Origin of the sequence: Helicobacter cappadocius, assembly GCF_030688855.1 — a bacterium.
Classification (GTDB): Bacteria; Campylobacterota; Campylobacteria; order Campylobacterales; family Helicobacteraceae; genus Helicobacter_J; species Helicobacter_J cappadocius.
Window position 1 is genome coordinate 84,935 of sequence record NZ_JAUYZK010000003.1, and the last position, 21,676, is coordinate 106,610.

At 32.7% G+C, this 21,676-nt stretch carries 24 protein-coding genes and 1 pseudogene; 19 read left to right on the forward strand and 6 right to left on the reverse strand.

Going from position 1 to position 21,676, the window contains the following annotated elements; all coding sequences use genetic code 11:
• Nucleotides 1-22 precede the first annotated feature (22 nt).
• A complete protein-coding gene (locus tag Q5I06_RS02905) occupies nt 23-1,285 on the forward strand; it encodes an MFS transporter (RefSeq protein WP_305516984.1) in 1,263 nt (420 codons plus the stop codon).
• A gap of 27 nt (nt 1,286-1,312) precedes the next feature.
• Here the strand turns inward: Q5I06_RS02905 and Q5I06_RS02910 are convergent, their stop codons facing one another.
• A complete protein-coding gene (locus Q5I06_RS02910) occupies nt 1,313-2,362 on the reverse strand; it encodes an argininosuccinate synthase domain-containing protein (RefSeq protein ID WP_305516983.1) in 1,050 nt (349 codons plus the stop codon).
• Nucleotides 2,359-4,014 (reverse strand): DNA primase, encoded by a 1,656-nt coding sequence (dnaG, locus tag Q5I06_RS02915; protein ID WP_305516982.1) that lies wholly within the window; start codon nt 4,012-4,014, stop codon nt 2,359-2,361. Before dnaG ends, Q5I06_RS02910 begins: the two co-directional genes overlap by 4 nt.
• Nucleotides 4,015-4,264: 250 nt before the next feature.
• Between dnaG and groES the strand changes: the two are divergent.
• The 3 genes and pseudogenes from groES to Q5I06_RS02930 all read left to right on the forward strand — a co-directional run.
• Nucleotides 4,265-4,534: pseudogene (gene groES / locus Q5I06_RS02920) on the forward strand (co-chaperone GroES); the annotation flags it as partial.
• 24 nt (nt 4,535-4,558) lie between these two features.
• On the forward strand, nt 4,559-6,199 hold the full coding sequence (groL, locus tag Q5I06_RS02925) for a chaperonin GroEL (protein ID WP_305516981.1): 1,641 nt from the start codon (nt 4,559-4,561) through the stop codon (nt 6,197-6,199).
• A 243-nt stretch (nt 6,200-6,442) separates the two neighbouring features.
• Nucleotides 6,443-7,600, forward strand: coding sequence for a DUF5655 domain-containing protein (locus Q5I06_RS02930; RefSeq protein ID WP_305516980.1), 1,158 nt, complete (start codon nt 6,443-6,445; stop codon nt 7,598-7,600).
• Between the two features lie 34 nt (nt 7,601-7,634).
• On the opposite strand, the gene Q5I06_RS02935 is transcribed toward Q5I06_RS02930, so the two are convergent.
• On the reverse strand, nt 7,635-7,859 hold the full coding sequence (locus Q5I06_RS02935; RefSeq protein WP_305516978.1) for a hypothetical protein: 225 nt from the start codon (nt 7,857-7,859) through the stop codon (nt 7,635-7,637).
• A gap of 181 nt (nt 7,860-8,040) precedes the next feature.
• Between Q5I06_RS02935 and Q5I06_RS02940 the strand changes: the two genes are divergently transcribed.
• Nucleotides 8,041-8,187: a hypothetical protein gene (locus tag Q5I06_RS02940; RefSeq protein WP_305516977.1), complete on the forward strand. Its 147-nt coding sequence runs from the start codon at nt 8,041-8,043 to the stop codon at nt 8,185-8,187.
• Nucleotides 8,177-8,950, forward strand: a complete 774-nt coding sequence (locus tag Q5I06_RS02945) for a DNA-methyltransferase (RefSeq protein WP_305516976.1) — start codon at nt 8,177-8,179, stop codon at nt 8,948-8,950. Before Q5I06_RS02940 ends, Q5I06_RS02945 begins: the two co-directional genes overlap by 11 nt.
• Here the strand turns inward: Q5I06_RS02945 and Q5I06_RS02950 are convergent.
• From Q5I06_RS02950 to Q5I06_RS02960, 3 genes are read right to left on the reverse strand one after another with little or no spacing between them, the layout of a single operon-like run.
• A complete protein-coding gene (locus tag Q5I06_RS02950) occupies nt 8,937-9,200 on the reverse strand; it encodes a hypothetical protein (protein WP_305516975.1) in 264 nt (87 codons plus the stop codon). The genes Q5I06_RS02945 and Q5I06_RS02950 overlap by 14 nt on opposite strands.
• Before the next feature lie 10 nt (nt 9,201-9,210).
• On the reverse strand, nt 9,211-9,672 hold the full coding sequence (locus Q5I06_RS02955) for a hypothetical protein (RefSeq protein ID WP_305516974.1): 462 nt from the start codon (nt 9,670-9,672) through the stop codon (nt 9,211-9,213).
• 56 nt (nt 9,673-9,728) lie between these two features.
• Nucleotides 9,729-10,784, reverse strand: coding sequence for a DNA adenine methylase (locus Q5I06_RS02960; protein WP_305516973.1), 1,056 nt, complete (start codon nt 10,782-10,784; stop codon nt 9,729-9,731).
• A gap of 320 nt (nt 10,785-11,104) precedes the next feature.
• Here Q5I06_RS02960 and Q5I06_RS02965 point away from each other — a divergent pair, with 320 nt between their 5' ends.
• From Q5I06_RS02965 to tadF, 13 genes are all read left to right on the forward strand, one after another.
• Nucleotides 11,105-11,527 (forward strand): (R)-mandelonitrile lyase, encoded by a 423-nt coding sequence (locus Q5I06_RS02965; RefSeq protein WP_305516972.1) that lies wholly within the window; start codon nt 11,105-11,107, stop codon nt 11,525-11,527.
• Nucleotides 11,528-11,541: 14 nt separating this feature from the next.
• Entirely contained in the window at nt 11,542-12,609 is a 1,068-nt protein-coding gene (locus Q5I06_RS02970; protein WP_305516971.1) for an NAD(P)-dependent alcohol dehydrogenase, read from the forward strand.
• A gap of 230 nt (nt 12,610-12,839) precedes the next feature.
• Entirely contained in the window at nt 12,840-13,088 is a 249-nt protein-coding gene (locus tag Q5I06_RS02975) for a Flp family type IVb pilin (RefSeq protein WP_305516970.1), read from the forward strand.
• 9 nt (nt 13,089-13,097) lie between these two features.
• Nucleotides 13,098-13,514, forward strand: a complete 417-nt coding sequence (locus Q5I06_RS02980) for a prepilin peptidase (RefSeq protein ID WP_305516969.1) — start codon at nt 13,098-13,100, stop codon at nt 13,512-13,514.
• Between the two features lie 20 nt (nt 13,515-13,534).
• Nucleotides 13,535-14,374, forward strand: coding sequence for a CpaB family protein (locus Q5I06_RS02985; protein WP_305516968.1), 840 nt, complete (start codon nt 13,535-13,537; stop codon nt 14,372-14,374).
• Nucleotides 14,352-15,737 (forward strand): type II and III secretion system protein family protein, encoded by a 1,386-nt coding sequence (locus Q5I06_RS02990; protein WP_305516967.1) that lies wholly within the window; start codon nt 14,352-14,354, stop codon nt 15,735-15,737. Before Q5I06_RS02985 ends, Q5I06_RS02990 begins: the two co-directional genes overlap by 23 nt.
• A 9-nt stretch (nt 15,738-15,746) precedes the next feature.
• Nucleotides 15,747-16,823 (forward strand): hypothetical protein, encoded by a 1,077-nt coding sequence (locus Q5I06_RS02995; protein WP_305516966.1) that lies wholly within the window; start codon nt 15,747-15,749, stop codon nt 16,821-16,823.
• Nucleotides 16,814-18,133: a TadA family conjugal transfer-associated ATPase gene (locus Q5I06_RS03000; RefSeq protein ID WP_305516965.1), complete on the forward strand. Its 1,320-nt coding sequence runs from the start codon at nt 16,814-16,816 to the stop codon at nt 18,131-18,133. Before Q5I06_RS02995 ends, Q5I06_RS03000 begins: the two co-directional genes overlap by 10 nt.
• A complete protein-coding gene (locus tag Q5I06_RS03005) occupies nt 18,130-19,038 on the forward strand; it encodes a type II secretion system F family protein (protein ID WP_305516964.1) in 909 nt (302 codons plus the stop codon). Before Q5I06_RS03000 ends, Q5I06_RS03005 begins: the two co-directional genes overlap by 4 nt.
• Nucleotides 19,038-19,874: a type II secretion system F family protein gene (locus Q5I06_RS03010; RefSeq protein WP_305516963.1), complete on the forward strand. Its 837-nt coding sequence runs from the start codon at nt 19,038-19,040 to the stop codon at nt 19,872-19,874. The genes Q5I06_RS03005 and Q5I06_RS03010 overlap by 1 nt, the downstream gene beginning before the upstream one ends.
• Nucleotides 19,874-20,596, forward strand: a complete 723-nt coding sequence (locus tag Q5I06_RS03015; protein ID WP_305516962.1) for a tetratricopeptide repeat protein — start codon at nt 19,874-19,876, stop codon at nt 20,594-20,596. The genes Q5I06_RS03010 and Q5I06_RS03015 overlap by 1 nt, the downstream gene beginning before the upstream one ends.
• Nucleotides 20,593-21,132, forward strand: a complete 540-nt coding sequence (locus Q5I06_RS03020) for a TadE/TadG family type IV pilus assembly protein (protein WP_305516961.1) — start codon at nt 20,593-20,595, stop codon at nt 21,130-21,132. Before Q5I06_RS03015 ends, Q5I06_RS03020 begins: the two co-directional genes overlap by 4 nt.
• Nucleotides 21,113-21,676 carry a tight adherence pilus pseudopilin TadF gene (tadF, locus tag Q5I06_RS03025; protein ID WP_305516960.1) on the forward strand — a complete coding sequence of 188 codons (564 nt, stop codon included), beginning with the start codon at nt 21,113-21,115 and terminating at the stop codon, nt 21,674-21,676. The genes Q5I06_RS03020 and tadF overlap by 20 nt, the downstream gene beginning before the upstream one ends.

The window sequence follows — 21,676 nt, forward strand, 5'->3', positions numbered from 1 at the left end:
TTCAATCAAACGAAAGGCCTTTATGGAATCAAAAACTATCACCAAAAAACAAAAAATCACCTCTATTATTGCCGCTTCTTCTGGGAATCTTGTAGAATGGTATGATTTTTATATCTATGCTTTTACTGCTCATTATTTTGCTCATCTTTTTTCTTCTTCAGGTAATCCCACAGTAGAACTCTTTAGTGCTTATGCTGTATTTGCGCTTGGATTTTTGATGAGACCTATTGGAAGCTGGTTATTTGGATCTTTGGCAGATAAGATCGGTCGTAAAAAATCAATGGTTTATTCGGTTGTTTTGATGGCAATAGGATCTTTTTTAATAGCTATTTTGCCCACTAAGGACACAGTAGGAGATTTTGCCATTATTTTTTTACTCATTGCTAGAATGATTCAAGGGCTAAGTGTAGGAGGGGAATATGGAATTGCTGCAACTTATCTCTCTGAGCTTGGAAGCAGGGGAAACAGGGGATTTTATTCATCCTTTCAATATGTAACACTCATCGGCGGACAGCTTCTTGCAGTTTTTTCAGCCGTAATAATGGAGACTTTCTTTACAGAGCAAGAGTTGGGTTCATACGCTTGGAGAATATTATTCGTCGTGGGTGGAATTTTGGCTTTATTATCATTATTGGCTAGAAAAAAAATGCACGATACTACTGAAAATATTAAAACACATAAAGATAGAGGTTCTTTAAAAGAATTATTTAAATACAAAAAATCACTCTTGATGGTTTTAGGTTTTACAGCTGCTGGTTCTTTGTGCTTTTATACCTTCACGGTTTACACCAAAACATTCATGATAAATACTGCTGGAATAGCCTCTCAGACTTCCAATTATATTATGCTAGGTGCTTTGTTTTGCTATGTGATTTTTCAGCCTATTTTTGGGGCTATTGGGGATAAGGTAGGACGAAAAAACCTATTGAGAGCTTTTTGTATCTTAGGAATTATATGCACCTACCCCTTAATGGTCGCACTAGGTCATATCAATAGTGCAATGATGGGATTTTTTATCATCACATTGTTTTTAGCGATACTTAGCCTATATACCTCTGTAGCTGGTATCTTAAAAGCCGAACTTTTTCCTATACATATTCGTGCATTAGGTACGGGATTGTCATATGCAATTGCTAATACAATTTTTGGAGGAACTGCTCCAATGTTGGCATTGAAGTTTAAAGAAGTAGGATTTGAAAATGGATTTTTTATCTATATAGTCATTATGCTTATCATTGCACTTGTTGTTGCTTGGATAATGCCATCAAAAACAGAATTAGATTGATCTAATTCTGTTGTGAAATTTCTAAGACTATTTTAAAAACAAAAATTTTCTGATCTCTTCTTTATCATAAGGGAAAAGTTCCTTTTCCTCCTCTCCAATCTTAACCCGATAGCTTTGAGAAATTTCACTCTTTCCATAACTAAGAGTAATTCTTCCTGCTAAAATTCTATCTTCTTGGCTTGCAGATTTTTCAACTAGCCCAATGGGTCCCACACAATCAAGAAGCTCTATTTTGTCCATCAGTGGATGAGGATTATCTAGTTTATGATTTTCTTCATCATTCCTAGCAATCACACATCTAGCACCATTTTCCAAAACCATATAACGACCAATTTTTACCATAGTGCTATCTTCTATCACCATTTTCCGATGAGAGCTAAGATCTTTGAGTTTTAAACTCACACTCGTGTCAGTAAGAAGACATCCTCCGCCAGGCTTTTCGTAATATTTCCAACCGAATTGCTCCACCATAGATAACTGCGTGTTGCGCCCTCTGCCACTAACATCTAACAATCTCTCTCTATCCACCCAACCTGCCTTTTCAGGAAAAGTAGGTTCCAAAAGCTTCGCACTCATTGGTCTTAAAATAAGCTCATCAAGAAAAGAAGGTTTTGAAGTATCACTCCCATCGCGACTCACAACAGTATCAAATGCACTATTTTTACCTATCTCTCTTATGATTTTTTTGACTTGATCAAGAGCTTCCCTTCTTTGACTCTTAGGTCTTTGACCAATCACTTCTCCGCTGATAACAAAATCAGCATTGAGTTCAAGTAATTTATAAAACGCGTGAGTAAACATATTGGCGTGACAATCAATGCAAGGGTTAAAAAATTTTCCATAGCCATATTTTGGAGTAAAAAGTATTTCGTTAAAAAACTGCTCTCTAATATCACAAACCTTTAGCTCAACACCGACTTGAGCGGTTGCATTTTTGAGATATTCAAGCTTGTCACGGTTTGCTCCAAAACCAATATTAAAATGAAGTGCTATAACTTCAATCCCTTGATCTTTGAGCAACTTCATACTGATCATGCTATCGAGCCCACCGCTAAATAATGCTAATGCTTTTTTCATATTCCTATCAATTCTCCTTTTCGTAATCTGATAATATTGTTTTTTATCTGTCTAATTCTGAAGCTTTTTTCTTGAAAATTCAAATCAGAATCAGCTATGATTTTTTCAAGTTGGTTTTGATTGTATTTCAAAATCAGCATCACTAACTCATCTTTAAATCCCCCTTTATGCAAAAGCAATTCTTCATTGATCTCTATTCCAATCAATCCCTCATCTTCAAAATCCCCTCTACATAAAGCACAAAATTCTTTTCTCTTGTATTGAAAAACTCGCTCATCAATGTATTCAATCGCCATATCAAGCAAAGACTTATCCTCTAAAATATATTTTATAATAAGACTTTCTAACCCATCATATGAATTCGTCTTATTTCTAAGGGGTGTTGTCGCTTTTGGATAAATCTTTGAACTACCCTTATAACTAGGAACAATAAGATTCAAAGGAATTTTCAGTATTCTAGCAACAAAATCCCTGTATTCCTCTTGTAGAAGCGGAGAAAGTGTGTGTAAAAAATCCGATGATTCTTTGAGAGCCTTTTCTTTTGCCAAAGGATCAGAAAGATCATATTTCAGAGAAATTTGCTTAAAAACGAATTCCACAAAAGGTATAGGTGAAGAAAACAACCTTTCTAACTCATCTGTCTTTTTTTGAAATACCATATCAGCAGGATCTAGTCCTCCTTCAAAGATAACCACACCCCCAGCTCTACTATCTTTTGCCAACATAGCAGATGCCCGAAAAGCAGATTTTATTCCTGCAGCATCTCCATCATAGCTCAAAATAACCTTAGGGTTCCCTTTATTCAAAATTGGCAAATGATCTTGCGTGAGTGCTGTTCCAAGTGTAGCCACTGCGGTATTAAATCCAGCCTGATGTAGCATAATCACATCCAAATATCCTTCTGTAACAATCACCTGTTCATATTTATAAATATATTCTTTGGCGATGTGGTAACCATATAAAAGCTTAGACTTATTAAACTGCGAAGTTTGGGGTGAATTGAGATATTTTGGTAGATTGTCTTTAGTTGTTCTACCTCCAAATCCCACAATTTTTCCAGCAGGAGAATGAATAGGAAACATAATTCTCTCAGCAAATCTCACATATGTACGTGCACTATCTTCGCCAAGTACGCCTAATTCAATCAATTTTTTTTTATCCATACCCTCTTGTTCAACAAACCTCAAAGTCTCAAAGCTAGGGCCACAAAATCCAAGCCCAAATTTTTCTATAGAAGATGTACTTACTCCTCTTTTATAAAGATAATCTCTATATTCAGTAAGCTCCATCAAACGCTTTTGATAAAATTTAGCGACTTTTTCAAGGGACTTAAAATCATCTTTTTTGGGGATGCTATTTTTTTCGTATTCAAGGGTAAAATTACACAAATCCGCTATTTTTTCAACAGCTTCAACAAAATTCAGCTTTTCATATTCCATCACAAATTTTATTGCATCCCCTCCAACTCCACATCCATAACAGTGATAAAGACCTTTTGAACCATTTACCATAAAACTTGGAGTTTTTTCATCATGAAATGGGCAACAAGCAGTAAAATTACTACCTGATTTCCTAAGATCTACATAGCTACCTACGATATCCACAATATCTATGGTTGCCTTGAGAGCTTCTATGGAAGTCTGAGTAATCATTCATCCCCTTTCTAAATCTTTATATCATAATTCTATCAAAAATTATTATTTCAACCCTTAACAATAATAGTTTTAGTGCTATTTTTTCGAAAAGTTATGTATAATACATATACTAATATTTAGTCTATATGACTAATATATTTTGATATATTTATTATAAATATATTGACTTGTTTATCAAAATATATTATAATTGTGGCACTTAAATTTTTTAAGTGCCAATTTTATAAATAACTTGCAAGGAGATACAATGAAGTTCAAGCCACTAGGTGAAAGAATTTTGGTTGAAAGACTAGAAGAAGAGAGCAAAACAAGCTCTGGAATCATTATTCCTGATAATGCAAAGGAAAAACCACTAATGGGTAATGTAAAAGCAATCAGCAAAAAAATTTCTGAAGAATGCAAATGTATAAAAGAAGGCGACACCATCGTTTTTGGTAAATACAAAGGCACAGAGATCAAGCTTGATAATAAAGAATATATTGTTTTAGAACTAGAAGATGTTCTAGGTGTTTTAAGTAAATAATTACATAAGGAGTAAAAAATGGCAAGTAAAGAAATAAAATTTTCAGATTCAGCAAGAAATAAACTTTATGAGGGCGTCAAACAACTAAATGATGCCGTAAAAGTAACAATGGGACCTAGAGGTCGAAATGTATTGATACAAAAAAGTTACGGAGCTCCTGCCATTACAAAAGATGGTGTTAGCGTAGCAAAAGAAGTCGAACTAGCCGATCCTATTGCTAATATGGGTGCTCAACTTGTAAAAGAAGTTGCGAGTAAAACAGCAGATGCCGCAGGAGATGGGACCACGACTGCAACAGTGTTAGCACATAGTATTTTCAAAGAAGGTCTCAGAAATATCACTGCAGGTGCTAACCCAATTGAAGTAAAAAGAGGTATGGATAAAGCAAGTGAGGCTATCATCGCAGAACTCAAAAAAGCAAGTAAAAAAGTAGGTGGGAAAGATGAAATCGCCCAAGTAGCTACTATTTCTGCAAACTCTGATGATAAGATAGGCAAACTCATTGCTGAAGCTATGGAAAAAGTAGGAAAAGATGGTGTTATAACCGTAGAAGAAGCTAAAGGTATTAATGATGAACTAACAGTTGTTGAGGGAATGCAATTTGACAGAGGTTATCTATCACCTTATTTTGTAACCAATGCAGACAAAATGACTACTCAATTAGAAAATGCTTATGTTCTTTTGACAGATAAAAAAATCTCTAGCATGAAAGATATTTTACCTCTACTTGAAGCGACTATGAAAGGTGGAAAACCTCTACTAATTATCGCTGAAGATATAGAAGGTGAAGCACTCACAACCTTAGTAGTAAACAAACTTCGAGGAGTTCTCAATATCGCAGCAGTAAAAGCTCCTGGATTTGGAGATAGAAGAAAAGAAATGCTTAAAGATATTGCTACTCTCACAGGCGGTCAAGTTATTTCCGAAGAACTAGGCAAAACACTTGAGAGCGCAGAAATTAGTGATCTTGGACAAGCAGCTCGAATTGTCATTGACAAAGATAATACAACTATCGTAGATGGCAAGGGTAAATCTAGCGAAGTAAAAGATAGAATCGCTCAAATCAAAACTCAAATACAAGCTACCACAAGTGATTATGACAAAGAAAAACTTCAAGAAAGACTTGCTAAATTAAGTGGTGGAGTTGCTGTTATTAAGGTTGGTGCTGCTTCAGAAGTAGAAATGAAAGAGAAAAAAGACAGAGTAGATGATGCACTTTCAGCCACAAAAGCAGCTGTTGAAGAAGGTATTGTCATCGGTGGTGGAGCTGCCCTCATTAGAGCAACTCAAAAAGTGAATCTCAAACTCAGTGGAGATGAACTCATCGGTTATGAAATCATCAAACGAGCTATTAAAGCACCTCTTGCACAAATCGCAATGAATGCTGGTTATGACGCGGGTGTGGTAGTTAATGAAGTTGAAAGAAATAAAGAATCTTTTGGTTTCAATGCAAGTAATGGAACTTATGTGGATATGTTCAAAGAAGGGATCATTGACCCACTCAAAGTGGCTAGAGTAGCTCTTCAAAATGCAGTATCTGTATCTAGTCTGCTCCTTACTACTGAAGCAACTATCAACGAAATCAAAGAAGACAAACCTGCTGCTATGCCAGATATGAGTGGTATGGGCGGAATGGGCGGTATGGGCGGAATGATGTAACTCCCTCTACTTTTCCCATCTTCTTATAGAGATTGCCTTTTAGGTAGTCTCTACACTTCAATACTTCAAAATCGCTCTCATTAAAGTCTATTTTCTATAATCTTCAAACTTCTAAAAGCAAATAATTAAGAATATCTTAAGGGGGGGGGGGCATATAATTCTATATATTGGAATGGATTTTTCCCAAACCATACTCTCAATAAGATTAAAAACAAAAAAATAAAACTAAAAAGAAAGTTACTTATGGAAAATGATGAATTTATAAATGAAATTAAAAGATTTAGAAAAAATAGAATTTTAAAAGAAGAAATCCGAGAACTTATAAGAAGCGAAGAAGAGACCAAACTTAAACTCATCAATCCATTTCTTAAAATACTAGGCTATGATGTCGAGGAGCCCGGTGTTTTAGTCTCTGAAGATATTGCAGATTTCCGAAACAAAAAAGGAAAAAAGGTCGATTATATTGCCTATAAAGAAGGTCGACCTATAATGCTTATAGAAACCAAATATCACAAAAATAAACTATGTCATTCCACTGAGCAACTTGATAGTTATTTTAATACCAAAGTCAGAGATGGCTGTCATCTAGCACTCCTTACAAATGGCGTGGAATATAGATTTTTTTCTGATTTGAATGCAGATAACACATTAGATGAAGAATCATTTTTTACTTTTGATTTAAGAAGTTTTAGCGACAAAGACATAGAAATACTCCAAAATTTCATCTATAACAAAATAGATCCAAATGAGATTCAAGGATTAGGAAAAAAACTCAAATATTACAACAAGGTTTTAGAAATCTTGAACGAAGAAATAAAAAATCCTAGCAATGAGTTAATCTCACTATTTGTGAAGGAAATCTCAGGAAGATCTAGAATAACTCCAGCTCTCACAGAAGAGTTTCGAGGTTATTTTAAAAGAGCCTTTGAAGAGCTTATTGGTTCTAAAGATAAAAACCATTCACAAAATAGCACTCAACAAGCATCAAATGCAATTGACATTACAACTAAAAACTCAAATTTTCCCATATTGCAAAAAAATCCTGAGCAATATACAGAAGATGAGCATTTAAAAAGATCTTCGGAAAATGTCATTAAAATATACAAAATCATTAAAGCTGAGATTTTAAAACTAGATAACCAAATCTCCGTAAATCCAAAAAAACAATCTATAGCCTTTGTGCTCAAAAAAAATATTGTAGAATTTGTAATTCTACAAAATAAAATAAAAATTTATATTAATTTGAAATATTTGGAAATAAATGATTGGCAAAATAAAATTAGAGATGTATCTAATGTCGGAAAATGGGCATCTGGAGATTGCGAATTCATCTACGAAAACATCGAAGATACAGATTATCTCCTCTCACTTATCAAACAATCTTATAACAAAAATAAATAAAGATAAAAAATTGATTTTAATGTCTATATGATTACTAATTTGACCATCTGTGGCATATTTGACATTGTGGGATTATGTTATCTGCTGTCATATCTTTTTTCGGATCTTTGCAACCTTGATGGAGCTCGATAATGATATTTGTTCTCAAAAAATGAGGTTGCCCTTGTACCGATCCGCAAATAGCACATCTATACTTGTGTTCTTTTTTAATTTTTTCAAACTCTTCATCGCTGATACAATGAGATTTTATATCCGCCATATTTTCTACCTTGATCTTTAATTCTTATTCTAAGTTTTGATCTCATAGATACAATCATATCACTAAAAATCTTATTTTTATATCACAAGCTATGAAGAATATATGAAGAAAAATAATCCCATATTTCTCAAAAAGCATTGTGATATAATTTCAGAGATGCACAAATAAAAGGCTATCTAAAATGACTCAAACAATCACACAAGATCAAATTCAGACATACCAGCTATTTAACAAAGATTGCAGAGAAGGACTTAAAAATATTCCTGATAATTCAATAGATTTTATCGTAACTGATCCTCCTTATTTTAATAGATGGAATGGGAGATGATTGGAATGATAAAAACCTCAGCAAAAAAAGAGCTAAAGCAGGTGTAATCGGTGGTTTGCCTGTTGGCATGAAGTTTGATAGAGAGCAAGGGAAAAAATTACAAAATTTCCTAGAACCCCTATGTATAGAATTTTATAGGGTGCTTAAGCCTGGAGCATTCTGTGTTGTTTTTTCACAAAGAAGGCTATATCACAGAAGTACAATGGCTTTAGATTTAGCAGGTTTTGAAATACGAGATTTACTTGGTTGGAAATACGAGGGTCAAGCAAAAGCATTTTCACAAAACCACTTCATAAAAAAAGATAAAAAGCTATCAGAAGATGAAAAACAAAATCTGATCGCAGAACTAGAAGGACTAAAGACACCTCAATTAAAGCCACAAATAGAGCCTATGGCACTTGCACAAAAGCCTAAATTTGGAACTTTTGTAGAAAACTGGCAAAAATATAAAGTAGGACTTTTAAATACAAAGGAAACTTTAGATGGAAAATTTCCCGGAAATATTATGGAAGTATCAAAAAAATCTAGACACAAAGAAACGAATGAAAAAATAGAACATATGACCATCAAACCCGTCGCTTTGATTTCTCATTTAATCAGGCTTTTTACCCAAAAAGGGCAAATTGTTTTAGATCCATTTTCTGGAAGTGGTTCACACGGAGTTGCTGCATTGGAGAATGAAAGAGGTTTCATCGGATTTGAAATAGAAAAGAAATATTATGATATATCCCTAAAAAGGCTCAATAAAACTATTTCTCGCTAATCATATGTGATAGTTTATCAAATATCGCTTTTTTTGTGGCTTTTGAAGCCTTTTTAATAAACTCCAATATGATTCTAATCCCATCTTCTGTATCTGCCACAGCTATCACCCTGCCTGTTTTATCATAAACCCATCTATTTCTATCGGGTCTATTACACATTTGACATTGTAGAATAATGTTTCCCACTATCAAATCTTTTTTTGGATTCATATGTCCTTGCTGAAGTTGAACTATTGTGTTTTTTCTCACCAAATGTGGCTCATTTTCTTTCGAACCACAGGTAGCACATCGATAAGCATATTCTTTTTTTTACTTCAAAATCATCTGAAATAATTCCTGTTTTGCGATGCTCCACAAAGGAAGGATGAGGAATTTCCAGGCTCTGAAGATAATAAAACCCCTTTGGTATTTTTATTATCTCTCCACGAGTTCCACTTACAATATACCAACCTTTTTGTGCTCCTAGATGTCTTGCTTGTTGCATATCATTAACATCTGGATAAAACTCCCTGATGATATTTGTTAAATCCGTTTTTGACATAGGTTTTGTATTTGGATAACCTTCTGCTAAAGCAATAAGAATCAAAGCATCCTTTGTATATGATCCATCTTTATTTTTTAATTTTGGCAATACAATCTTCTTATCAGCAAGATATTCTTTATGATATTCTTCTATCATTTTAAATATAGCTTCTAGTTCTTTATCTGATTTTCTACGCATTTTTTTCAACCTTCATTAATATTCTTTGATTTTTAAATAACTCATAATATTCAACCTTATTTGCTCAATACATGCAAATATTCAATCGTGCTATTTTGCTTATGTATTCGTGAAGAATCAGCCTTGAATCTTTGGTAAGGTTGTGAAATCGCATTGTATCTTCCATATTTTGAAAAAATAGATTTGATTTCTTCTAAAGATAACAACCCCTCATCGTTATAACTCAAAAATATATAATTAAATTCAGCATTCTTGATAATATCTTCTAATGCACTAGCTACTTGATTTTTCTTACAAAAAGAGCTAGTTTGATAATCTCTAAGCCCTGTCTTTCCTCTAGGAATAAAATCGTCATACAAAGCAATAGTGTTGAGTAAATGATAGTTTGCTCCATATTCCCTAGCATTATAAGGGGGATCAAGATATAAAATATCTCCTTTTATCTCTTTTATCAACTCATTTGAATCTTTTTGATAAACCTTATGAATATTAGGGGTAATTTCAAATGTAGCAGGAGATAGAATAATATTCTTTGAAGCTGATTTTTTGAGATATTTCAGATAAGCCCCATAAACTGAAGCAGTATTAGCTACTTTATCTGCACTCTCTAGCAATGAAGCAAGAAGATAATAATAGGTGTTTGTGTTGATTTTATCTTCCTGCTTCCACTTCTTTATTTTAGAAACAATAGCATCAATCTTTGCACCATTATAATCACTAAAATACTGTCTCTTATGAGAGTTAGAGTCAGGCTTTTGAAAATTACTTGGATTAAATCTTTCTTCGCCTAAACAATAATTCTGATATATTTTTCCCTCAATAAGAGGGGTGAGTTCATCAGAGTTAAGTTCTTCAAATAAATCTTTGGCTTTAAAAATAGGCTCATTGTTGGCAATATAATTTTGATTTAAGACAAAGCTATAGTATTCTCTATCATTGGCGATGACTTCCTTGACCTTGTTTTTAAAAAATCTCCCAACAATACCTGTTCCTGCAAATAGATCACAAAAAATACATCCATTTAATGGCTTGTAGCTATCTTTTTGCAGAGTATCATTTATATTGGAATACAAAAACTCGCGCAATTTAAACTTAGCACCGATATAATTCATAGGTTACCTAGCAGCAAGATAACAAATGCTTGAGTCTTATAGGTTCTCTCCCCCTGCATTCTTATGTTTGAAGGTAAAAGTAATATCCATAGGCTCATCTAACACTTCCATTTTTTCCTCTGGATTCTAAAAAATATCTTAAGATGATTATAACATTTTTATTTCCTTCTGCCTTACTTTTAAAGACTACAATAAAACCTCACAAACATCAAAATATTTGAAGATTTATTAGTAACATACACTATCAAATAGGATCAAAAAATCTCATAGTTGATGTTTCAGCCAAATTATCAAGTTTTACAATCAGTAAAGGAGTACATATGGAAGAAAATCATCAAGAAATACGCAAAAAAGAAGAATCAAAATCTTTCAAAGGAGATGATAAATGTTTTAGTGGAAACGTGCAAGTAAATATGCTTTTTGAAGCCACTGCTTCTATGTGTATCTCTGGAGCATTAGTGAGTTTTGAAAAAGGAGCTAGAACGGCTTGGCACACCCATCCAAAAGGTCAACGTCTCATTGTTACTGAAGGAATAGGCTACACGCAAGAATGGGGCAAACCTATCCAAATTTTCCAAAAAGGAGATACTATCATTTGTCCACCGGGCGTGAAGCATTGGCACGGAGCAAGCAAAGATTGCTCTATGTCCCATATTGCACTCACAGGTCAGGATGAAAATGGAAAAAATGTAGATTGGTTAGAAAAAGTTACTGATGAAGAATATAATCAAATTATAAAATAAAGGAGATTAAGAAAATGGAAAAACAATTCAATGCAGGTGAGAGAATCCCCGCAAAGGGATATGCGGTGCATTCCAAAGATGGAAAATTTCAATCTTTTAACTTTACTCGTCATCCAATGGGCGAAAATGATATTGTTATTGATATTCTCTATGCTGGTATCTGCCATAGCGATATTCATAGCGCTAGAAGTGAATGGCACGAAGGAATATATCCAATGGTGCCAGGTCATGAAATAGCTGGACGTGTAATTGCAGTGGGAAATAAAGTCAGTAAATTCAAAGTGGGCGATTATGCTGGGGTTGGCTGCATGGTAAATTCATGCGGAGAATGCGAGGCATGTAAAAGAAGTCAGGAACAATTTTGCGAACGAGGTCAATGTGTCTTCACATACAATAATCTAGACTGTTTTCATAACAATGAGCCAACCTATGGAGGATATTCAAATAATATTGTTTTATCTGAAAAATTTGCCATAAAAGTCCCAGAAAATGCACAAATAGAAAAAGTTGCTCCACTTTTGTGTGCAGGAATTACAACTTATTCTCCACTCAAATTTTCCAATATCAAAGAAGGTTCTGTTGTTGGGGTAGCTGGTTTTGGAGGGCTTGGAAGTATGGCAGTTAAATATGCTATAAAAATGGGTGCAAAAGTGAGTGTATTTGCAAGAAATGAAAATAAAAAAGAAGAAGCACTTAAGATGGGGGCAAAAAATCTCTATGTAGCTTTAGAAAATGTAGAAGAAAAATTTGATCTCATTATTTCTACTATACCCACACAATACGACATTAAACCATATTTGAAGCTCCTGAAATACGGAGGAGAATTTGCAATTGTTGGACTACCACCTGTTGATGTTACACCCGAGGTAAGTGCAACTGAACTTGTCTATAACGCTGGGAAAAAGGTCTATGGATCGCTTATTGGCGGAATCAAAGAAACTCAAGAAATGCTTGATTTTTCTATCAAACATCAAATCTATCCTGAAATAGAGCTCATAAAGGCTGATGAAATCGACAAAGCTTATGAAAACCTCACTACCGGCAAGGCAAAATTCCGTTATGTTATCGATATGAAAAAATAATCCCCCTCTACCCTCTTTTAGAGGGTTATCAAATTCTTCAAAAAGCCAAACATCATCTAAAAATAATTTTTTTGCAACATATTCAGATAAAAATCCAAAAGTATGTATTTAACCCCCCCTATATACTTCTTCTTTTATATTTTTAGAAATTATAATAATAATCTTTATCATTTTTTAAGAATCATTATATTAGTATTCCGCCCATAAAAATTTTAATAAAAAGGAAATATATGTTCAAAAAACTCGTGCGTATTTTTCACCATATACAATTAGTGGCTATTTTGAGGGGAAAAATATTTATGCAATCTCAAAAAGGGGTGACAGCAATTGAATATGCACTAATTGCAGTAGCTATTTCTTCCATGCTTTTTATTGTTCTTGGGAGTGGGGGTGAGGATGGTCTCATATCAAAAATAAAAGAATCCTTTCGTTCTATTCAAGATGGATTAAGTATCAGCAAATCTCAAGGCAACAAATAAATAGAATAAATGTTTCTAATTGTTTTATGGATTTTAGTTTCTATATGGATTTTTTACACAGATATTTTTTTCAGAGTTATTAGCAACATTCAAATTATCTTTATTGGTTTATTGATAACTTTTTCATTTTTTATATACGATTTTGATTTTAATCTTTGGACAGCTTTTATTGTATTTTTTGTCGGGGTTTTTGTCTGGAGATTTGGGATTTTAGGTGCTGGAGATGTAAAACTTATAAGTACTCTGATTTTTATTATGCCTTATGATGCAATAAGCCTATTTTTGTTCTTAATCTCAATCATAGGGGCGATGATAGCAATATTTATCTATATCTGTGCAAAATTTAAAAAAATAGAAAAAAGCGTTCCTTATGGAGTAGCGATTATGAGTAGTTTTTTACTCTTATTCCTACCTCTGATAAATTAAACATTCTAGGGGGTTTTTAAATGAATAAAAAAATAATAATTATCATATCTATTATAATTTTATTAGTTTCTATATTGGGATTATTAACATCACAAGAAGATACATCAAATAAAGTTCCGCAAACATCTCCTACACCTAAAAAAATAACCTACTCTTTTTTAGTTACTACAAGAGATTTGCATTCTGGTGAAATTATAAATTTCAGCGATATTGCCACAGAATACAAGGAAGATGAAGAAAATAAAGATTGGGGAAATATATTAGTAAATAAAACTAAAGATTTTATTACAAATTCAATCGCTTTAAAAAATATCAAAAAGGGAGAATTTATTCTTGAATCTGATATTACTCGACCTGGCACCCAAAGATATAATGAACTAAAAATTGATGCTAGAGATGGACTATTCTCTTTTGGATTTGATTTGACAAAACGCGAATACTCTATTTTGTCAAAACTAAAACCAGGTCAGCTTGTAGATGTTTATTTCAAATACGAAACTAAAAATAAAAAAACTATTCCTGTTCTTCCAAAAAGAAATCAAAATCAACAGTATTTGGGCGATGGAAATGCTAGTAGCACTAATTTAATATTATTATTTTCAAACAAAAAAGTTTTATTTTTAGAAAAAATACCTGCACAAGAAGAGCAAACACTTCCTTCAAAACCTATTGCACAACTTCATGTGGAGCTCTCTGAAGAAGAGATAAAAAAAATTTATGCAATTGAAGATTTGGGTATTTTTATCATCTTTCCTACCAACAAAAAACAACAAAATAATATTGCCACAGAAAATATTTTGACAAAAGATTTTATAAAAGAACTAAGAGGAGGAGCTGATGGCAAAAACGATTCTTACTAATATTATCTTATGGATGCTTGTTTTATGTTTTGCAAACGCTGAAGAAATTATTATGCAAAAAGGAAAATCTAAAGTTTTTAGCACAACAAAGGATATTAGCACAGTTTTTACTTCTGATCCAAAAATTGTTGATTACAAAATCATTAATAACAAAAAAGTTGTAATTTATGCCAATGATAATGGATTTGCAGATGTCAAGATATTTGGCAAAGAGCTTTTAGTTTCTCTTCAGATCTCTGTAGATCCTTATGCAAAAGATCTGGACAAGATTTCAAAGCTAATTGAAAGCAAACTCCCTGATTCTTCAATAAAAATCACTAAGTTAGGAATACCTGGAGAACAAGGCTATGTTATCACCGGCGTAGTTACAGATGAAGGAAGTCGTGATAGTGCTTACAATATGGCTGCTCTCGCACTCGGACTTGAATTAGAAAAAAAAGAAAAAGATGCTATTTCTGCAGATAGAACTAGCCAAAGAACATCATCAGAAGGGGATAAAGAAGACAATTCTTTGGATTTTCTAGCTCGTTATGAGACTCCCTTTTTAATAGACAAACTAAAAATAAAACTACCCAATCAAGTCAATGTAAAACTTATCGTAGCAGATATTGAAAAAAATCTTGTTGCTAAACTTGGACTAGATTTTAATGCTGGAACTTACGCACTTCCACTCATTACAAATGGCGTATTAGGATTATCTCAATTCAACATGATCGCAATCGTCGATGCCTTCAAAGATGAGCAAATGGCAAAAATTCTAGCTGAACCAAACCTATCTGTTCTTAGCGGTGAAAATGCGCAATTTAGTGTCACAGGACAATACACGCCTATTACCAATTCAGTAACCTATGGAGGTCAGCCTGTAAGTTCTCCAGGAACTGCAAAAGACTATGGAATATCTCTAACCATACAACCAAAAGTTGAAAGCAATGAAAAAATCACTGTTCGTATCTCTCAAGAAGTGAGCAATATTCAAAGTATTATCGAAAAAAATGGGGCAAGTGCAGCCAATCTTAAAAAAAGACGTGCAGAGAGTGTTTTTCAAGTTGCCAATGGAGAAAGCTTTATCATAGGTGGTCTGTTAGATGAACGCGATAATGAAAATGTCAGATCTGTTCCATTTCTAGGAGATATACCGCTAATAGGGGCATTATTTCGCAAAACAAGCATCACACGTTCAAAAACCGAACTCATTATAATAGCTACAGTAACTTTAGCTCACCCTGTCTCTAAAGATATTTCTATTAACACTTACGAGCCTAGAAGTATTGCAGAATCTTTTTTCAACTTCCCTTATCATAAGATACAAAACGACAAGGAAGAGATAAAGATATTTTTCCAAAATATAGGTTTTATAAAGTAAGGAGAAAATATGCTAAATTCATTTCTAAAACAAAGCATTCAGAAAAACACTCACGATTTTATATTGATAATCTCTGAAAATCCAAATAATGCAGACACGATTTACGAATATCTGTGTTTAAAAGGAATTAGCAATTCTAAAAAAGTATATAAAAATCCTCTAGAAATAACTTCTTCTGAAATCAAATGCAATATTCAAGCCTTAATCTTGTATGCTGGAATTATTGAAGATATTGATAAATATTGCAATCTAATAGAAAGATTTTTTTCAAAAGCTATTCCTTGTATCATTTTAGGTCAAAATGACTCCATAAAAATCCATCAAGAATTCCTTTCTCGAGGGATTTTTTATTTAGATTGGGAAACTCAACTTGATCAAATATATGAAAAAATATTTAACTTCTCTGAAAATATCCAAAATAAAAAATCCATAAAAATCAGTGTTTTGGGGACGAAAGGTGGGTGTGGGAATTCATTTTTGAGCTATCAAATGGCTTTGATTATTTATAAAAGATTCAAATCTTTGGTTTTAAATGTGCAAGGTCCAGAAAGTTCTTTTAATCTTGATCTATTATCAGGTAAAGTTTTTGAAAAAGAACATTTTAATGAAAATGAAGTCTGTCTATATAAAGAATCCAAAGAAGATGGATACAATTATCACAATCAAAAACATTTTAAATTCAATTTTATTCTCTATGATCATTCTATACAGGGATTACAAAAAGAGTTTATAGAAACAATTTTAAATGAATCTGACATTTCTATACTCACCATCACTAATGATATTGACTCACTAAGAAAAGCAAAGGAAGTTTTAAGGATTAATGAATTTTTACTCAGTGTTCATCAAGGAAGCAAAAAAATCTATATTTGCTTCAACCAAAACCATACGAATTTAAAAAATACTCTCCAAGTCTCCGATATGCAAGATCTTATCGAATCAAGAATACACAGTATTATTCCTTATCAAAATATCGACAAAACCTCTATGGCAACAGATGCAAAAGGAAAAACACTCAAAGAACTAGAATCATTAGTAGATAAACTTATGGGCATCTCTGCCAAAAAGGCTAGAAAATGGTTCTAAATACTCTAATTAGGGAAAAACAAAATATTTCAATCCGTTTTATACGAGAGAAAGTACTTTCAGAAATTGATATAGAAAAAATTGAACAGCTCATTGACAATCATGAAATATTTCTCAAAGAAATCCTTAGAGTGATTCAAAAAGTGGCTACTGAAAATCAAAAATATTTATCCAAATATGAATTACAAATGATGGGTGAAATTATTGCTGATGAAATTATGGGATTGGGACCATTGCGCATCTTAATGGAAGATGAAGAGGTCAGTGATATTTTAGTCAATGGTCCTTCTAATATTTATATTGAAAAAAATGGAAAATTAGAAAAAACAAATCGTACTTTTATAGACAACGATCAGCTAACAGATATTGCAAAAAGATTAGTTGCAAAGATGGGCAGACGTATTGATGATGCACAACCACTTGTTGATGCTAGAATGCCTGATGGAAGTCGCCTAAATGTTGTGATCAATCCAATCGCACTAGATGGAACTTCCATTTCAATTCGAAAATTTAACAAAAGCTCAAAAACACTAGAAGAACTTTGTAAATATGGTTCTATGAACGCCCAAATAGCTGGGATTTTAATGATTGCCTCAAAATCTAGGTGCAATATCGTAGTATCAGGAGGAACAGGTTCAGGGAAGACGACCTTGCTTAATGCACTCTCTCATCACATTTCTGATGATGAAAGAATAATCACTCTTGAAGACGCTGCTGAACTAAAACTACAACAACCACATATAGTCCGTTTAGAAACAAGAATGGCGGGAGTTGAAAATAGTGGTCAAGTAACAATGAGGATGCTTGTTATCAATGCCTTAAGAATGCGTCCTGATAGAATTATAGTAGGAGAATGTCGAGGTGGAGAAGCATTTGAAATGCTTCAAGCTATGAATACAGGACATGATGGTTCTATGACGACATTACACGCCAATAGTCCTTTTGATGCGATGTCTAGACTTGAAAACCTAGTAATGATGGCTGGATTTAATCTACCCATAGAGGCAATCAGACATAATATTGCTTCTGCGGTGAATATTATTGTTCAAATAGCAAGGCTCAATGATGGGAGTCGAAAAGTTATCAAAATATCAGAATTAATGGGAATTGAAAACGGTCAGATCAAACTCTATGATATTTTTGATTTCCAAGTTGATAAAAAACGTGATAAAAATGGCAGGATTCAAGGACATTATATTTTTAACCATCTACCCCAAAACTCTATTTTAGAAAAAAACTCAATGATGTTTGATATTTATCCAGAACTTGAAAAAATCGTAAAAAGTTTAGAGCCAGGAGATGTTGGATGAAAATTTTCTTTCTTTTGTGTATTCTTTATGCAATTGCAACTATTGTCTCTGTCATTATATCAATACAAAGAATGAAAAATATACAGAGCTTTATGGGCATAATCGATCTCTCCTATCCGAATCTAAAAAGTCAAAAACAAAAAACTTCCATTACAAAGCTAATTTGGCAAAAAAATATTTGGTATTTCAGAAATGTTTATACACGAGAAAATGGTCTTATAATAAAAGGATTTACAATCGTGTGTATTTGTTTGTTGTTATGTATATTATCAAATCATCTATTTTTACAATTCAATATTTTTTTAGTGATTCTATTTGGAATATTCTTAGGAGGGTATATTGCAAATATTCTACATATCAAAACCATCAAGAATGATTTTGAAAAAAATTTTCCCGAAGCATTGGTTATTATACAAGGAGCAGTTCAATCAGGAAACAACATTACTCTAGCCTTAGAGGATTGTGCAAATTCGATAAATGGAGTATTAGCAGATGAATTTAAAACCATTGTTAAAAGCCTCAATGTAGGAGACGATCCGAGCAAAATTTTTGCTAATTCTTACAAAAGACTTCCTTTTGGAAATTACTATTTCTTTCTCACCTCGCTTTTAGTGAGTATCAAAAGCGGTGCAAAAATCAAAGAAGTTCTCTCTCGTCTCTCTTCTAGCACCACCAAAGCAAAATCGATGGAAAAGAAAAAAAATGCCATTACATCTGAAGTGCGAATGAGTTCAAAAATCACCGCCGCAATTCCTTTTGCATTTCTAATTTTGATGAAATTCATTAGTCCTGATAACTTTGAGTATATTATGAATGATCCATCAGGTCGGTATATTTTATATTATTTTCTTACAAGTGAGGCTATTGGAATGGGGATTATTTTATTTTTGATGAGGAAGATATAATGAGTATATTTTATTTATTTTCTTTAATATTTGGCTTTTTTGGACTTTTTTATGGTTTATATGAAAATTCCAAAATAAAAAAAATCCACATCTTATTTGGGAAAACTCAAAAAAATGATTTTTTTACAAAAAATTATCAAAAACACAGATCGCAAGAAATACTTGAAAAGAGCGATACGCTATTAAAAAATATTCGCTTATATGACGAAAATATCACATTCAAAATCCTATCTGCATTTATGGTATTTTTATTAACTTATGTATGCAATATTATTTTTTCTCTCCATATTTCCCAAGCACTTCTTGGAATGATAGGAATAATCGCGATACTAACTAGTTTTCTAGCTCCAAGCTATTTGCAAAAAATCATTATTGACTCAAGAATACAAAAAATTAGCCGCGATATTCCGATGTTTGTAGATTTATTAGCCATCTGTGTGCAATCAGGAATGAATATAGAAGGTGCTATTAAATTTTTAGAAGGTAGTGTGGGGCAGATCAATAAAGGTTTTGCACCTTTTTTATCTCGCATTGTACTGAAAAGTGAAATAAGTGGTTTAGAAGTTGCAATAGATGATCTTCAAAAAGAGCTTCCAAGCACTGAAATAAGCATGATGTGCGCTACATTAAAACAAAGCCTTAGATATGGAAGTGGTATTTATGAAACCCTAATGAATCTCTCAATGGAAATTAGAGAGCTTGAACTATTGAAAACTGAAGAGGCTATTGGCAAACTATCTGCAAAAATGAGTATTCCATTGATTTTATTCTTTATGTTCCCAGTGATTATTATTATTGCTGCACCTGGCGTGATGAAAGTTTTGAAAGGATTTTAATGAAAAATTTATTTATAGTAATAGTTATCGGAATTATATTTTTATCTTGTTCTTCTAAAAAACCAGATTTTTTTGGAGATGAAGTCTATCAAGAAAGAATTCTCCTAGTAGCAAAAAATTACAAAGACCTCATCAGGATATATAGGGAAAAATTGGAAAAAAAAGACACTCCGCAAAATCGTCTAAAACTCGCACAATATTATTATGAAGCACAGGATTATAGTTCAGTATTTTATTATCTTCAGCCGCTCATACAATCAAAAAATAGCCCAGAAGCCTTACTTTTATATTCCAAAGCTCTAGAAACAACTCGCAAATACAAAGAAGCACTACAAATGTTAGAGGAACTCACTGTTTTGGATAAAAATATAGCACAGGCATACAACCTTAAAGGAATTGTTTATGCCTCATTAAAAAAATTTGGCCCTGCAAAACAGAACTTTTTGCGAGCTAAAGAGTTGTTTTTAAATGATTCTATTGTAAATACAAATCTCGGTATGTTGGCGATTTTGGAACAAAAATACACTGAAGCAATCAATTATCTAATGCCATTATATAAAAGGGGATACAAAGATACCAAAATACTCAACAACCTTATATTTGCACTCGTTAAAGCCAATCGATTAGACATCGCATTAGAAATCATTCAAAAAGAAAATATTTCCAAATCTCCTAGAAACTTTGTTCGAAATTTACAAAGAATAAAGGCAAATCCCCTATGAAAAAGTATTGTGATCTTCAAGATTTTATTCGCTCTAAAAAAGGGCTTGCTACGCTTGAATTTGCAATTTTATTTCTGCCTTTTTTCTTGCTTATAATGAGTATAGTAGAGACAATGATCTTGATTTATCAGATAAGTATCATTGATTATATTACCACAAGTTCTGCACAATATACTGCTGCCTCTAGTCCCTATGAAGGATATGAAAAAACATTTCAAGAATATATTAATAAATATAAAAACAATCTATTGCTATTTACTGATGTAAAAAATTCACTCAAGCCATCTTTAAAATTCTGTCGCTCTATTGCGGAGTTAGAAAAAAATAATTGTACGGGCAATAATATAGAGAATAAACTCATTATCTATACCCTTACTTATAAAATAAACCCTATCTTTAAAATACTCAGGATTTTTGAAATTCCCGAAGAAACAGTAAGTAAAGCAATTTATTACAGCGAGAAAAATGACTACCAGCTAGATAATGATGAAAACAAAAATAATCAAAAGAATGAAAATGAAAACAATAAAAGCTAATTTTATTTATCACGATAAAGGATCTGTAAGCATTGAGGCCTCTATAATATTTGGACTACTTATCATTTTAATCGTTCTTATTGCAGATATTGGAAAGGCGCTCATTAATCAAGGCAAGATGGATAGATTGAGTTACGCTATGGCTTCAATTATTAGAGAAAAAAGTTTATTTCAAGATACTCAAGAACTAACTCCTGAACATGCCCTTAGTATTTATAAAATCCTCCAAAACATGAGCAAAGATTTTCTCCCAAAAGATTCTAGCGTATCTCTCAAGCTTGAAGCAATGTATTTCTCTCCCAACACTCTAAACTCTCCGAAAATTCAAAAAATACTCACTTATGATTTTGGAGATTTTAATTGCACATTGGCAAATAATTTTGAAGAAAATGCAAATCTTAGTGTTCAAGCCTCACATAAAAGATACCTTCCACTCTATCGAGCCACAACATGTATGGAGCAAAAAAATAGCTTCTCACCTATTTTAAATCTTGTGGAAAAAATCATCAAGATTCAATCCTCAAGCATTGTGCTAGAAAGATGA